Consider the following 15,080-nt stretch of genomic DNA (forward strand, 5'->3'; position numbering starts at 1 on the left):
AACTTCCTTTTATTTTTTCATCGGTGGAATTTTTGAACAGCAGAAGGGATCAAGGTTGGCGTTGGCTCGGAGGTTTTCATCGCCGAATCGGTACCCTGCTAGTTTTCTGCGCTCCCACCAACCGCCCTTCAAATGGCCTCCGTGCGATCCAACCAGTTCAATCAGAGCGTCGGTTGACCAATGGGTGGCATCAAAAGTGACAATCAACTGACTTTCCGATTTGCGCTCGGCAAAATCGACGCACGGATGATGATTCAGCTCCTCAATGAAGTCCTTCCACTGAATGTCAGTAAGGCCTTGGACTGCGAGTTTGCGTCGGAGCAGAAATTGAGCCTGGTTTGTTGCTTTATGAGCTTTCGTCATGATTTCCCCCTGTCAGCCGGTGTTCTCAGCCTCTATCACAACACGCCAGGCTGAACTCCAACTGAAAAAGGCAGGGGTAAACGATCTATTAGACTAAAGCTTGAGTTACATCAAATTGTGCAGAAAAAAAGGCCGAGGACGAATGTCCAAGGCCCGTCCGTAGCGTCAGAAGAGAAGCCGTGCGCCAATCACCGCAAACCAGTCCTCTGTGCCGCCGCCGTCTGCTTTGGCAAAGTCCGCTGTGTTGCCGTACTTGCGTTCGTGAACAACACCCACGTAAGGCGAGAAAGCCCGGTCAATAAGATCATAGCTCAACCGCAACCCGGTTTCTGTCGATACCAGGCCCTTTCCAACCCCAATCTCTCTGTCTTCACTGAACGCCACGGTCGCATCCAGAGTGGCCGAAAGTATCCAATAGTTGGTGAAGAGCAGTTCATACTCTGCATCCAGAGCGGCGGACGTGTCGCCATCCTTGCTTACGTAAAGATTCGCATCAATTTCGAACCACTGTGGCGCAAGGCCCGCGACACCCAGAACGGCGTATGTGCGATCAGGGCCTTCGGGCGTGTCAAACCTTATCCCGGCTTTGGCATCGAAGAAGTCAGAGATGGGAATCTGGCCGACGATCTGGTTTTCCAGCTTTTCGTAGGCCTGCTCTTCAATGGCGTACTCGCCTTTTGTTAACCAACGAACTTTCAGCGCATCCGTGCCGTAGAAAAAATCGCCGCTCCATACGCCAAGTTCTTCGTCGTCGTCACTGTAGCGGTATTCAAATTCCTCAAATTGCGCGCCCCACACCTTTAACGGCGCCTTCCGTTCAGTGGTGTCACGCACCCGCTCTTGAGCAAATGCCAGAGTTGGCATGACACTCAGACCCAAAACTGTACTCACCACTAAAGGCGTCCATAGCTTCATACGTCACCTCCAACATCGCCCGGCTGGTCATCGGATGCCGCTTGCGTGGACTCCGGCCCGCCCTCAACAATGATCTTGCGGAACATTCCAGCCGCTGCGTGGTAGGACAGATGACAATGAAAGGCCCACTGTCCCGGCGCATCCACCTCGGTTTCCATATAGACCGTGGTACCCGGCTGAACGCTGACCGTATGCTTAATGGGGTTCAACTGGCCAGCGCCGACATCCAGAATGGACCACATGCCGTGCAGATGCATGGGATGGGTCATCATGGTCGTATTAACAAACTTGAACCGCACCCGCTCGCCATACTGGAGGCGGATCGGATCCGCGTCCTCATATTTGACGCCGTTGATGCTCCAGGTGTAACGCTCCATGTTACCCGTCAGTTTCAGTTCGATTTCCCGGGTTGGTTCGCGTTCGTCATAGAGCGGTTTTTGCGCTCTCAGGTCGGCATAAGACAGGAACTTGCCGCCATTGGCCGCCGTTGGAACCAGGCCACTGCCCGCCGCATAAAAGGGATCACTGGCGCCACCCGCGGATGCCATTGAACCCTGGCCCATCGCAGAATGATCCATGCCCTCCATGCCTTTCATGCCGGAGTGATCCATGCCTTCCATCCCTTTCATGTCAGACTGATCCATACCGGTCATTTTGGAGTGATCCATGCCTTCCATGCCGGCCATGCTCGAATGATCCATACCTTCCATACCGCTCATGTCGGCCATGGTCAATCGGGCCGCTTCGCGCAGTTCTGGCACTGCAGCGACCATTCCCGCCTCAGGGGCCAGTGTTCCCCTCGCATACCCTGAACGCCCCATGGATTCAGCAAAAATCGTATAGGCCTGTTCCTCTTTAGGCCGCACAATCACGTCGTAGGTTTCCGCCACACCAATGCGGAACTCATCCACAGTCACCGGCTGAACATTGTTTCCATCCGCTTGCACAACGGTCATTTCAAGGCCCGGAATGCGGATATCAAAATAGGTCATGGCAGACGAGTTAATAAAACGCAGCCGAATCCGCTCGCCGGGCTCGAAAATGCCGGTCCAGTTCTGGTCGGGACCTTTGCCGTTGATCAGGCCGGTAAAACCCTGCAGGTCTTCAACATCGGCTTTCATCATGCGCATGTCGCCCCAGGCCATCCGATCCTTCACGGTGGCCATCAGACCGTTTTCAGACGCTTCCGAAAAGAAATCTCCGACGGTTTGTTGCTCACGGTTGTAATAATCCGGCATTATTTTGAGGTTGCGCATGATGCGATCGCCGGAATGGGGGTGCTTGTCGGTCAGCTGAACCACGTAATCGCGATCGTAACGAAACGGTTCGCGGCCTTCGGGTTCAATCACAATGGCACCGTAGGCGCCATCCGGCTCCTGAAAGCCAGAGTGGCTGTGAAACCAGTAAGTGCCTGACTGGGTGATGGGAAATTCGTATGTGAAGGTTTCCCCAGGCTTGATACCCGCAAAGCTGATACCGGGCACGCCGTCCTGAGTAAATGGCAGGATCATGCCATGCCAGTGAATGGACGTCATTTCGTTCAGGTTGTTGGTCACGTTAATCGAGACCTCTTCGCCTTCCTTGAAGCGCAGAACCGGCCCGGGAGACGCACCATTGTAGCCGATGCCCTCTTTAACAAAGTCACCGGTGTCGATCTGAACCCGGTCGACCGTCAGGTTGTATTCACCCGCCAGGCCAATAACCGGTAGAAGCAAGCCTAAAGCGCCTGCGAGAAGGGTTGTCTTCATGGTCAACTACTCCAGAATTATTTTGCAGTATTCAAAGATTTCGATGCGTCGGCGAGTGAGCGAACGCGAGAGTCGCCGGAGTTAAAATTCACTTCGCCATACATGCCAGCCTGGTAGTGCCCCGGAACGTTGCAGGCAAATTCAATGCTGCTCTTTTCCGAGAATTTCCAAACAACCTCTTTGCTCTCGCCCGGCTCTAACAGCACGCTGTTGGGGTCGTCATGTTTCATGGACATGCCATTTCCCATGTCCATTTCCATCATGTCGCGATTCAGCTTGCCACCCTGAATAACCCCGTGCTCGACCATCATCATCATTTCTTTCTGATGGGATTCATGCATGGCCGGGGTACCAATATTGAATTCGTGAACCAACTTGCCCTTGTTTTCAACAACAAAGCGCACCGTTTCTCCTGGTTTGACCTCGATAGACTCAGGCTCGTAGTAGTTGTCGTACATCTGCACAGTAATGCTGCGCCCGGCGTCCGAGGCTTTACCCGGTTCACCGCTCTTTGCACCTTGACCGTGCCCGTGCCCGTCTCCGTGAGCGCCAGCCCCAAGAGCTACTGCTGAAACTGACATGGCTAATGCTGCGACTACGAACTTTGATACGCTCATCAAACTTTCTCCTTTGATATGTCATGGCGTGCGTTCAAAACCCACTGGGTTTATCCGGCAACGTGAGCATTCGGCTAAAACGCTTGATACCATCGCTCATCAACCTGAATTCTTTCTGAAAATGCTGAAATATTTTTAGTTCAGGCTGAATTCAGGTTAATAGCGGACACTGCATCAGCCGGTTTGGCCTAAGGCATCAGTGGGTGTGACACATAGAAAGGAACGACAGATGAGATTACTGCTAGTAGAGGACGACCGTTTGTTGGCCGAAGGGCTCGCCAGCCAACTTGAGAAGGCCGGCTTCAGTGTCGATGTCACCGGCTCTGCCAAAGAAGCGATGATTCTGGGCGCGCAGGAAGACTACCGCGCAGCTGTGTTGGATCTCGGACTGCCCGACGGAAATGGTTTGGACGTGTTACGGAAATGGCGCCGGGATAACGCAAACTTTGCGGTTTTAATTCTAACGGCGCGAGGCGACTGGCAAGACAAAGTCAGCGGCCTGAAAGCCGGCGCGGACGATTATCTTGGTAAACCCTTTCAGGCTGAAGAACTGATTGCCAGGCTGAATGCCATCGTGCGCCGCAGCGAAGGGCGCGTTCTCTCCTCAGTAAAAGCCGGGCATTTTGAGCTTGACGAGAACCGGCAGTGCCTGAAAAAAAACGACGGTACGGAACACAGTTTAACCGGCACCGAGTTCCGGCTGCTCAGGTGTCTGATGAGTCACCCCGGGCACATTTTTTCCAAAGAACAACTCATGGAGCAACTTTACAATCTAAATGAGAGCCCCAATGAAAACGTCATCGAAGCGTATATCCGGCGCCTTCGAAAATTAGTGGGTGCAGAGACCATCGCAACGCGTCGCGGTCAGGGGTACGTATTTAATGACGCTGTTTAAAAAGCCGGTTTCTGTAAAAGGTGCGCTTCTGACCCTGTTGTTACCCGCGGGCATTGTCCTTATGACTATTGCCTGGTTTGTACACGGATTACTCTTGGAGCGAATGTCCCGGGAGTTCGTTGAAAGCCGCCTAAAAGACGAAGTCGCGTTCCTGGAGCTCAATATCCGGCAAGCCGAGGGCAAGATAGATATGCTCAAAACCGGTGACTATTTTGAGAAGGTATTTCATCATGCCTTTGCCATCCAGTCTTCAGACCAAACGGTCATATCGCCGCAATCGTGGCAGCCGCTGTTAAATCCTTTGCTGCAATTTGATGGCGACGAAAGTATCAGAGTACACAATGCGAAAATAGCCAATGCCCCCTCCGACATTCTCGCTTACCGGAAATCATTTGTTGTAAACGGTGTACCGGTAAAAGTTATCGTTTCTGAAGACATGGGAGCACTGAAAAGCAGTCAGGCGGAACTGCATGCGTGGACGGCGATCGTGTCGATCTTGCTGATCATTTTGCTTGTGGGAATTATCTGGTTTGGTATTAACCTGTCAATGCGCCCCGTTGTCTCGCTTCAGGCCGCTCTCAAACGACTACAGAGCGGCGAAATATCGCGGATCGACGCAGAAGCCCCAGAAGAGTTTCAACCACTGGTGCAACAGCTCAACCAACTGCTTGACTCCCTGGATCAACGGCTTGAGCGCTCCCGGGAAGCGCTGGCGAACCTGTCTCACAGCGTTAAAACACCCATTGCGGCCGTTAGACAGGTTCTTGAAGATACCAGCCGGCCGCTGGATGAAAGCCTAAGGCATGAGATGGGATCACGCCTGAGCGATATTGACAGGCAATTAGAGGCGGAAATGCGGCGCAGTCGGTTTGCCGGGCCCCAGGTTGGTAAGAGTGCTTACCCTGTTAAGCAAGCCCGGGATCTTTTGTGGATGCTGGGCCGGCTTTACCCCGAAAAGTCGTTCGAACTGTCCACCTCACTCACCGAGGAATTTCGCTGGCCGATTGAGGAGCATGATCTAAACGAAATATTGGGAAATTTACTCGATAATGCCGGGAAATGGTCTACAGAATGCGTTGAACTCTCTTTAGAACAGCGCAATGGTTTAGCGCAGATTGTCGTAACAGATGATGGGTCTGGGGTATCAGAAAGTGATCAGGTGCACTTGGGTCAGAGAGGGCGACGGCTGGATGAGCAAACCCCGGGGCATGGGCTTGGTCTCGCTATCGTTCGCGATATTGTTGCCCGGTATGGCGGACACGCCTCTTTTTCCTCCGGGTCAAAAGGAGGTTTGAGGGTGCTCGTAGAAATATCGATCTAAACCAGGCAGCTTTTGCGCGGAAAAGGCTTTAATCATCCAGAACATAGGCATTGCGGCCGGCTTTCAGACCTGCCAGAACAGCACCAATGCCAATCGCAATGAGAAATCCTCCGGCGGCTTGCCAACCGCCGAACAGATCGCGCAGCACGCCAACCAACATTGGCCCAAAGGCCGCCATGATATACCCCAGGCTTTGCGCCATGCCGGAAAGGCGCCCGGCACCCTCTGCGTCCCGTGCTCGCACTGCCAGTAAAGTCAGCGCCAGGCTAAAGCTGCCGCCCTGACCAAGACCCAACAACACAACCCACAACCACATCTGATCCATTGGCCCGTAAATACAGCCGGCGAGGCCCGCGATAACCAGCAACATCACCAGAGATATCATTGCCCTTTGATCGCGCATCTGGCTGGCGATCAAAGGCGCGGCGATGGCGCTTACCACCTGCACGAGAATAGACACAGACAGCGCCAGGCCGGCTTCAACGGCGCTGATGCCGCGGTCTTGTAAAATGGTTGGCAGCCAGCCGAATACGGTATACGCCAATGACGACTGCAAACCCATATACAGAGCTATTTGCCACGCCAGTCGATCACGGTATATGGATTTTCCACAGGTTTTCCCCGGTTTGACGCCCAGCTTTTTATCACTTAACTGAACCCACCAGGCCACAAACGCCAGAACAGCTGGCACCAGCCAGAAAGCCAGTGCCGGGCGCCATTGCTGATCAAACAGCTCCCGCAGGGGTTCGGTTGTGCCCGCTGCAATGGCTGCACCTGTGCAAAGCATCGCAGTATAAATGCCTGTCATCAAACTGGCGTGGTTGGGGAAATCCCGTTTTACAATACCCGGCAGCAACACACCGATAATACCGATGCAGCCCCCGGCTATGGCAGTACCGATAAACAAACCCGCTAAGCCAGAATAGGGCCGCACAAGCAGCGCCAGCGCCAACATAACCAGAACACTCAGAACCGTTCTTTCAATACCCAGGCGGCTTGTCAGCTTTGGCGCCAGCGGAGCGGCCAGTCCTAAAAACAGTACCGGAAGAGTCGTCAAAATGCCCAGTGCTGTAGACGACAAGGTAAAGCTTTCGCCGATCGTGCGCAGCATAGGGCCGATACTGGTCAGGGCTGGGCGCAGATTAAGTGCGACCAGCATCAAGCCGATAAAAGCCAGAACGGCTTGACGGGTTTCGAGTTTTCTCATTGCGGTGGGAGTCCGATTCCAAGAAGCTGAAACTACATTAGGTTTGTCTGGCAAAGCTCTGTAGTTCAGGGAAAAAGTTTAGAAAATGTCGTTCCAGCTGAACGTCGTTATCGCGAATTTCATCAATAATACCGGCGAACTGATTGGGGAAACGGATACGCTCAGCCACCCTGTCCAGGGCGTCGCCAATATTGCCCATATTCTGGTAAGCACCAAACCAGTCATGGCGAACCATGTGGCGTGTCACCCTCACCATGGGCGCTGGCATCAGGTGTTCGTTATGCTGAAGCTCCTGATACACGCGGTGCACAAACGCATCCCGTGACGCCGGGCTAAAAACTTGCCAGTGGCGCAACAGGTAGTGATCATAAAGTATGTCCAGGGCTACCCCGGCAAAGCGCCTGCGTTGGGGCGAAAACAGACGTTTGCTGGCGAGCACCTCGGCGTGGCTGTCCGTGAACACATCAACGGCTATGTGATGGCGTACACCTTCCTGCACCTTGCACGGTAATGCCGACAGGTCAACGCCGCGGCTGAAGTCACCCAGAATGCTGCCAACACGACATTCGGCAGAATCCGGGGCGAGAAAAACGTGGGCAAGATGGTTCAAGGAATGAGTCCTGTCGGGTTTCTTATCAGTGTATGCCTCTGAGACTGCGGTCCGTCATTACAAGGCGTATTTGCGGATGAACTTGCCGACTTCCTGAATTTCCTCAAGGCACACGCTGTGTTCCATAGGGAAGGTCATATAGGCCGGCTGATAGTCCATTCCCTTGAGTGCCTCCAAGCTGCTTCGGCCTAGCGCTTCCGGAACCATCGGGTCAGCAGTCCCGTGATAGATGTTGATTGGAATACCGGCGTTGGCCTGCGAAGGCTTTACCGATTTTGCGGTGGCAAAATAAGTTGAAAGCGCAAGAATACCGGCAAGACGCTTCGGATAGGTCAGGCCTAACTCATAGGCAACCGCGCCACCCTGGGAAAAACCGGCAATGACGATGTTTTCGGAAGCGATGCCGCGCTCGATCTCCCGATCCACCAGCTTGCCCACAGCGCGGGCCGACGCCATCAGTTGCTCGGTATCGATAATGCGATCAATGTCCATGGCCTTGATGTCATACCAGGCTGGCATCGACATGCCGCCGTTGATGGTGATCGGTAGATTGGGCGCGTGCGGGAATATAAAGCGCACCGCGGCGCCGTCTGGTAAACCGAGTTCGGGTACTACGGGTTCAAAATCGTGTCCATTGGCGCCCAGACCGTGCAGCCAGATAACGGCCGCCGTGGGGTTCGCCTGGGTTTCAATCTCAATGTATTGTAGATCCTGCACCTTATACCTCGTTTATTTGGAACCTGTAATTGCAACCAGGGGCAACGCCCGCGCAGTAATATGTTCCTGCATGATCGCACACTCATGAGCAGCCATGAAGGCCAGAATACCGCGCTGCTGGTCGGTAACAGCGGCGGCCTGCGCTATTTTGAGTTCTGCGTGTTGTTGGCGGTAGGTGCCGCGCTGACTCAGGCCGCCTGCCGCGCTGCAGTCCAGCGCCGGCCAGTCTTGCGGCACCAGAATATGCCCCCTACTCCAATTCAGCGCCATGGCCATGCCCGCCGGGTCAAAATCGTAATACAAAGCCAGTCTGTCTGAAGGCTGTGCATGCGCCAGCTGGTTAACATCACGGACATTTTCGCCGTGGCCGCGATACAGCAATACGGCGTCTTGCCACGCCGGTGGCAGAACAATGCGATGCCAGTCTGGCATCAACGAGCCGTTTTCAATCATGATCAGATTTTGTTGGGTCAGCGCCTCGCAGTTGACAACACTCGGCTTCACAGCAAGCACGGAGCCTGGCTGCGTGGCGCTTGCTTGGCCGTTAATGAACACACGGGCGTCACCAGCGGTTGCCAGAAGCAGCAAGCTGCCGAATACCGACTGGCTGGTGAATTTTTCATTGCTGTGAATCTCCGCCATGTCCATGCGCGGGCCGGCGGGTTGATAAAACAGGGGGTCTAGCTCACCGCCGGTCAGGCTGCAGCCGTACTGACGCAGTTTGTCCAGCTCGTCCTCTGAGAACAGGAATTTATTGCCACGGACGGCGCCTAATCCGGTTTCCTCGTGAATTCTTTTCCAGACGTCACTGCGGGCGATCTCTCGTTTCCCTGCCTGTAGCAGCTTGGTAATGGCCTTAAATTCGGCTTTCATTGTTTCTTCGCAAAGTCATGCCGGTGATATAGAGGTTGTCTTTGTACAGCGGGTCCAGCTGGCTTTTGTACTCCACCGTAATCTGGCTCTGGTCATTGGGTGCCAGCGAGTCGATCTGTGCTTCCAGCGTGGACAGCCAGGTGGCTGTATCCAGTGCCAGGCCGCTGGCGCTGAGGGCCTCTAAGGCATCAATTTCGCCGTCGCCAATATCGCCGTCCACCACGAATTGCACCAGCTGTTCAATCAACTCGTCCACCGGATCTTCTTCTTCGGGATCAGAAGCTCCGTCAACGTCAAACTCAACAGTTTGCACAGCAGCTGCAGGTTCAGTGCCTTGCTGGTCGGCGCCCAGGCTGCGGGCGGTTTGGGCGAGCGCAATCAGGTCTTCGTCGTCTGAAGGGTCGTAAATATCGCCACGAGCGATGATCGCGAAGGGCGCGACCTTGTTCAGTGGCGCCGGGCAGTGGCCCAGATCCAGGTCATCGATAGAGGGGATATAACCACGATTGTTGGCGAAATAGCTTTCAAAGCCGCCGACCAGTTTACTGAGGCGCTGGTCTTCGCGCAGGCGCACCAGAGTCAGGCGCAGCTGGTTGAGGGCATAGCTGAGGTTTTTCTGGCCTTGCTCCAACGCAGCCGGCAGATATTTCAGCAGCAGCCGTTTCAGGAACGGATCGTTGCCAGCCTGATCGGCCAGATCCTGGGTGTTGAAGCTTTCAAATAGAGTGTTTAACTGCCCTGCACGCTCGATCACTTCGTGGTTTTTGCGAATTCGCAGATCCATATCGGTGATGTAGCTGAAGCCGCTGCTGATGTAAGACGAGAAGGTATCGGTGGCGTTGCGGATGTCTTCAATAATTTCCGACAGGCATTCTTTGATTTCACTCTCAATTCGCGATTTGTCCGTAAACGCTGCGCGTTTTTTGGCTTCGCGATAATCCACAAACAGCCGATTCAGGTCGCTCCAAAGGCGGTCAACCTGGGCGCTGGCAAAACGCCGGCGTTCCGATTCGGTGATGTGGTCTAACAGCCGCACCAGAACATTTTTCAGCTGCAGGTCTTCGGTGTCCCCCAGGCGCCACACCAGGCGGTGGTGTTCCAGGGTTTCCAGTACGCCAACGTTGTCGTCGTTCAGGGCAATTCGGTTGCCACGGTTCAGGTGGGCTTCCAGAATCACGTCACCGTAGGTGGCCAGCGCCCGCAGGGTGGATTGCGCATCGTGGGTTCTGGCCATCAGACAATCCTCAGCTGCGGGTCGTCTTCGGCGCTGTCTTCGCGGATGCCTTCGTGAGTTTGAATGAAGGTCATCACGTCGTACAGCCAGCTCCATTTTGCAGTCGCCAGAAACACGCTGCCGCTGGTGCCGATGGGTTTCAGGTAGCCGGCTTTGGTGAGGTTTTCCAGCACCACTCGCAATTGGCCCGCGCTGTCGCTGCGCTTGGTGCGGAACAGGTCTTTTTCACACAGGGAACGCAGTTTGGCTTCCAGCGACGGCGCGGTGGAAATGCGTTCCAACAATTTGCCTTCACGCAGGTGTTCGCCGGCGGAAATGGGGCGTTGTGCGGCTTCCACCATCATCACCAGCCGTAAAAATTGCACCAGGGCTTCCAGGTGGTTGGCTACCTCTCGAAATTGCTGGCGCACGGCGTCTTTGGCGTCGGGGCGTGACAGATCTTGGTAAGAGCATAGCCAGGCATCGTGGCTGCTGGTTTGGCGCAGAGTGCGGTTCATCTGTTGTAGGAAATCCGAAACTTTTTGCTGCACAGGTTGCGTCAGCAAATAGTTATACAGTTCATCGTGGCTGTATTCGCAGATGATTTCACCGGCCAGTAAGGCGCTTACCGTGCGTTCGAACAGTGGGTTAGTTTGCATGGTTGCCTCCTTCAATGGCGCTGGTAAACAGATCGTCCGCTGGATCGTCTGGTAAATCGGCCTCTGGGCGCGGGCGGGTCACACTGGCAAGCAAATCGCTTTTCGGCGCGCCCGGTGTGGCGCTTTCAAAGTTGTGTACGCGGCCGTGCTGCAGGCTGATTTTGTTTTCAAAAAACTTGCGTAGTGGCCGGTCCAGCTTCGGACAGGCTGAAATCATAGTCAGGTTGTTGTGTTCCAGCATTTCCGCCATGCGTGCGATGTTGTTGGGGCTGAGGGTGCCCAACTCGTCGATGGGCCAGGTAATACGAGTGTTTTTGTCCGGGCACAGGTAGCGGGTCAGGCCCATGAACACCGCCATAATGGCCAGATACGTCAGGCCCTGGGAACTGGCGGTCAGGAAGTCGTTGTCGTTACGAATCACCGCTTCGCGACCGTTTTCTTTCATGGTCAGGTGCATATCCACCATGGACTCCACGCTTTCACCCAGGCTGGCCGATTTCAACGTGTCGCTGACCAGCTGAAACGCCATGGTGATGCTGTCATCGGGCATTTCACGGCGATGCACGGCGTGCCAGTCGCGCCACTGCACCACAAAGCTCTTCAGGGGCTGCCAGCTTTCATCGTCTTCAATCCGCGGGCGCAGCACCACTTGAATGTCGCTGAGGGATTCGATGCGCTGGTCGGTGTTGATTTTCTGGCGCAGAGTGCGGGACACGGTTTTTACTTCCCGGGCCATGGTTTCCAGGCTGTCAAAGTAACGGCACAAGGTGTTGGCTTCAGAGGTAAACTGATCCACCAAGGTAGAACGCAGCTGGGGAATGTCGGTGTCCAGCAGTGAGCGCAAGTCTTGCACTTGTATGAGTTGGAAAGCTTCATCGTATTCCTGGGCCGGATCGGTCAGCCGCTGCCGGCGGAATTCACTCAGCTTCTGCCAGGCGCTCTGGATTTGGGTGCCGTTGTACTGATTCAGAACGGTCAGCGCGCGTTTGAAGGTAGCCATCACCTCGCGGCGCAGTTTGTCCAGACGCTCGTAGGCATCCTGCAGTTCGCCGGTGAGATTAACGATGTTGCCCGGCATCGCCATGTCATCGGGTGCGGCTTCGAACTTCTTCAGGATGCCGTCGGCCTCCTCGATCTGCTTGGCCAGCGCGCCGATTTTCTGCTGATGCTGGGTGATGTCCGCATTCACCTGTTTAACGCTGTCCTGGTGCTTGCGCTGACGTTCGCTACGCCGGGTTTTTATCTCGGCCACCTGTTTTTCCAGCAGGTTGCAATCGCCGGTCAGTCCATCTTTACGTGACCAGTCTTTGTCGAGCCAGTTTTTGTATTCGCGCACCAATGGCTCGGCTTGCTCAATTTCCTGCACCCGGCTTTTCAGGCTTTCAGCCTTGGCACGTGCCTGCTGCACCACTTTCGGGTCTATGCCTTCGTCTTCTAATTTCTGGTTAAACGCCGTTTGTTTCAGTTCTAGGCGTTGTTCGTGCTCGCTACGGGCTTGTTGTACCCGTTGCCGGGCGTGGTCGATGTTCAATTGCAGCTGGGATTCGCGCTCGGCCCACTGGTCGCGCAAATCCATTAAGCGTTTGGCAAACTGGCTGATGGTGGCGGTTTCGCTTATTTCGCTGTCTTTGTTGAACTGCTCCAGGCGGCTCTGCAGTTCGGTCACTTTCGCGCCCTGGGCGTGCTTTCGCTCGTTTAAAGCCTGGCGGATCTGTTCCCGCAAAGCCTTCAGGTACTCACGCTGCCGAGTGAGCGAGTCATCGGTGAGCTTTTTCTCAGTGTTCATGTGTTCTACAGCGGAACATCGGGACTGGTAGGCCTCGTTCCGATTGCGCGCGGCTTTTTCTGTGTCATCACGGGTTTTGCGGGCAGCCTGGCGTTTTTGATCAATGTCGTGCAGGCGTGCTTGCAGCTCGTCTTCCGTGGCCGCGAACTCCGGGGCGGATATGGCATCGGTGTTCAGCACCCAGCCCATGACTTGCCGGCGGTTAGCCGCCGCGGTGCTGTGCATTAACGGGTTAAGGTCCGTGCGCATCAGCAGGTCGGGATGAATGACCTTTGCCAGGCCTTGGGCCCAATCCGGATCTTGTTTGCGCAATGCACAGAGCCAGGTGTCGTTATCTGGCGAAATCTGTCGCTGCAAATCTTCAAACGCCGCCGTTAGGGTATCAATCTGCTCTTGGGCATGAAGTAGATGTTTCTGGCCGGTGTCGCGATCTTCCCGGGCCTGGTCTTTTTTGCGGTTAGCGTCGATCAGCTCGCCAGACACATGCTGCGCCTGTTCCTCGGCGTTTTGCACGGCCGCTTCGGCAGCGGCTATCTGGCCGGTTTCGTCATCGTTATAGCTTTGGTTATCGCGCAGGGTTTCGGCACGGGCCAACTGGCTTTGAATGGCGGAGCGTTCCTGACTGCGCTCTTCGCGCTGCTGGCCTATTTCACGGGTTTTCTCGTGATCCAGCTCGCTGATGGCTTTGTCATGTTGGTAAGCCGCGTCTTTACGGGCGGCGTCCGCGTCGCTGACCTTCCGTTCGCGATCGCCCTGCTCGCGGGAAAATGCACTTTTCAGCTCGCTGATTTCGTGCCTGAACTCGCTTTCTACTTGAGTCACTTTGCTGGTCAGGCCGATCAGATCTGAATCAGCATCGGCTTTTTGTCGGCGGTATTCGCCAATATTCTGCAGATCCTGGTTCAGCTCAGGCGCTCTTTCGGTATCGTAGTACTCGCGCTTTTTATAGATGCCGTCAAGGTCACCTTCTTTCACTTTCAATTCGTAGGTTTTATCCGCCAGAACCCCCGCAATCTCGTCGTCGGCCTGGCGCTGCTGTTCGCTTTCCTCGTTAATACGTTCTTTCAGTTTGGCGATGTCGCGGACAATGTCGGCTTTACTGTCATTAGCCTCGTCGACTGTCGCCGTCAGGCTGGCGACAGTGCGCCGGCTGGCAGCCAGAATCGCCTGGCGCTCATTTTCTTGCTGCAGGCACTCGCGAATTTTGGCTTCTTCTTTTTCAAAGGCCTTGATGCTGCGAATGTCACTTACCAGACCGCTTTCGTCGATGGTTTTGGGCCGACCATGAATGTGAATATTCTCAAACTGGGTTTCGCAAATCATTGCCTTAAAGCTGGACATCAAGCGGTTCTTATTCAGCACCACGTGGGTCAGGCGCTCAATATGGCTCATGTGCGTGTCCGCACTGCCCAGGCCAAAATCTGCTGCGAGGCCGCGCAGTTTGCGAGCATCGGCGGCGGAACGTTTCAATAGGCGGGGGTTGCGCTGAATAATGGCGCGGTAGTTGGTGATGGTGTCAATTATTCGAGACACATTGCGCTTTAAATCACGAAGCTTCTCAAAAACGGCGTCGGCGGTAGCGCCAGCCTTAAGCAATTCAATGACTTCCGGCGCAAAGAACGTGTCAGCAGCGGAGCCTTCCACAAAGCGGTAGCACAGCTTCCCCGAATGGTGCCGAAACATGACAGAGCAACAGGTACCGCGGTGGCGGCTGTACTCGAAAATCACCAGGCTTTGCAGGCTCGGCAAGTAATAATCGAGAAACGACAGGCGGCCGGAACCCTTGCTGACAATGCGTTCGGGCTCCTCGCCATAAAACGCCGGAATCAGTGACAGAATCGAGGTTTTTCCGGCGCCGTTCACGCCGCCCACATGGGTGCGCTCGCGGCAGTCGATGCGAATGGTCCGGCCCTTCACCTGGGTAAATGAATGGTGCAGAATAATGCTTTCCAGCCCATAATCTTGCTCTGTCGCAGCCACCGCTTTTCTCCTCGCTTTAATGCCTGATCAGTAAATTTCCGGCGCGTATTCTAGCCTGTTTTCAGGGTAAACCCGTGCTTAATCGAAAGGAATTTGCGCCATTCGGCGCTATCAAGACGTCGCCTGCACCCAAAAAGCAGTTTGACTGACGTAAAAGCGTTGGAACACCACTTTGT

General features: G+C 54.7%; 13 protein-coding genes. 2 read left to right on the forward strand and 11 right to left on the reverse strand.

The genetic code is table 11. The annotated features are described in order from the left end of the window. Positions 1–9: 9 nt before the first annotated feature. The 4 genes from ATG98_RS18540 to ATG98_RS18555 all read right to left on the reverse strand — a co-directional run bounded on the left by ATG98_RS18540 (position 10) and on the right by ATG98_RS18555 (position 3,643). Positions 10–363: a hypothetical protein gene (locus ATG98_RS18540; RefSeq protein WP_098418484.1), complete on the reverse strand. Its 354-nt coding sequence runs from the start codon at positions 361–363 to the stop codon at positions 10–12. A 165-nt stretch (positions 364–528) separates the two neighbouring features. Then, positions 529–1,278 (reverse strand): copper resistance protein B, encoded by a 750-nt coding sequence (locus tag ATG98_RS18545; RefSeq protein WP_098418485.1) that lies wholly within the window; start codon positions 1,276–1,278, stop codon positions 529–531. Further along, a complete protein-coding gene (locus tag ATG98_RS18550; protein ID WP_098418486.1) occupies positions 1,275–3,026 on the reverse strand; it encodes a copper resistance system multicopper oxidase in 1,752 nt (583 codons plus the stop codon). The genes ATG98_RS18545 and ATG98_RS18550 overlap by 4 nt, the downstream gene beginning before the upstream one ends. A gap of 17 nt (positions 3,027–3,043) precedes the next feature. Then, positions 3,044–3,643 (reverse strand): cupredoxin domain-containing protein, encoded by a 600-nt coding sequence (locus ATG98_RS18555; RefSeq protein WP_098418487.1) that lies wholly within the window; start codon positions 3,641–3,643, stop codon positions 3,044–3,046. 229 nt (positions 3,644–3,872) lie between these two features. Here ATG98_RS18555 and ATG98_RS18560 point away from each other — a divergent pair, with 229 nt between their 5' ends. Both ATG98_RS18560 and ATG98_RS18565 read left to right on the forward strand, forming a co-directional pair. Then, complete coding sequence (locus ATG98_RS18560; protein WP_098418488.1) at positions 3,873–4,538, forward strand: response regulator transcription factor; 666 nt, start codon at positions 3,873–3,875, stop codon at positions 4,536–4,538. Next, positions 4,525–5,859 (forward strand): sensor histidine kinase, encoded by a 1,335-nt coding sequence (locus ATG98_RS18565; protein WP_098418489.1) that lies wholly within the window; start codon positions 4,525–4,527, stop codon positions 5,857–5,859. Before ATG98_RS18560 ends, ATG98_RS18565 begins: the two co-directional genes overlap by 14 nt. 28 nt (positions 5,860–5,887) lie before the next feature. Here the strand turns inward: ATG98_RS18565 and ATG98_RS18570 are convergent, their stop codons facing one another. Genes ATG98_RS18570 through ATG98_RS18600 form a run of 7 tightly spaced genes read right to left on the reverse strand, consistent with a single transcriptional unit; the run spans position 5,888 to position 14,904 of the window. Beyond that, complete coding sequence (locus tag ATG98_RS18570) at positions 5,888–7,066, reverse strand: CynX/NimT family MFS transporter (RefSeq protein ID WP_098418490.1); 1,179 nt, start codon at positions 7,064–7,066, stop codon at positions 5,888–5,890. Positions 7,067–7,103: 37 nt separating this feature from the next. Next, the gene (locus ATG98_RS18575) at positions 7,104–7,676 is read right to left on the reverse strand and encodes an ACP phosphodiesterase (protein WP_098418491.1); all 573 of its coding nucleotides are present in this window, start codon (positions 7,674–7,676) and stop codon (positions 7,104–7,106) included. 57 nt (positions 7,677–7,733) lie between these two features. Then, positions 7,734–8,393 (reverse strand): alpha/beta hydrolase, encoded by a 660-nt coding sequence (locus ATG98_RS18580; protein ID WP_098418492.1) that lies wholly within the window; start codon positions 8,391–8,393, stop codon positions 7,734–7,736. Positions 8,394–8,405: 12 nt separating this feature from the next. After that, positions 8,406–9,266 (reverse strand): DUF7281 domain-containing protein, encoded by an 861-nt coding sequence (locus ATG98_RS18585; protein ID WP_098418493.1) that lies wholly within the window; start codon positions 9,264–9,266, stop codon positions 8,406–8,408. Next, positions 9,250–10,500 carry a hypothetical protein gene (locus tag ATG98_RS18590; RefSeq protein ID WP_098418494.1) on the reverse strand — a complete coding sequence of 417 codons (1,251 nt, stop codon included), beginning with the start codon at positions 10,498–10,500 and terminating at the stop codon, positions 9,250–9,252. Before ATG98_RS18590 ends, ATG98_RS18585 begins: the two co-directional genes overlap by 17 nt. Then, a complete protein-coding gene (locus tag ATG98_RS18595) occupies positions 10,500–11,138 on the reverse strand; it encodes a condensin complex protein MksE (protein WP_098418495.1) in 639 nt (212 codons plus the stop codon). Before ATG98_RS18595 ends, ATG98_RS18590 begins: the two co-directional genes overlap by 1 nt. Next, the gene (locus tag ATG98_RS18600) at positions 11,128–14,904 is read right to left on the reverse strand and encodes an ATP-binding protein (protein WP_098418496.1); all 3,777 of its coding nucleotides are present in this window, start codon (positions 14,902–14,904) and stop codon (positions 11,128–11,130) included. The genes ATG98_RS18595 and ATG98_RS18600 overlap by 11 nt, the downstream gene beginning before the upstream one ends. Positions 14,905–15,080: the final 176 nt, after the last annotated feature.

The sequence above is a fragment of the Marinobacter sp. LV10R520-4 genome (assembly GCF_002563815.1).
Lineage (GTDB): Bacteria > Pseudomonadota > Gammaproteobacteria > Pseudomonadales > Oleiphilaceae > Marinobacter.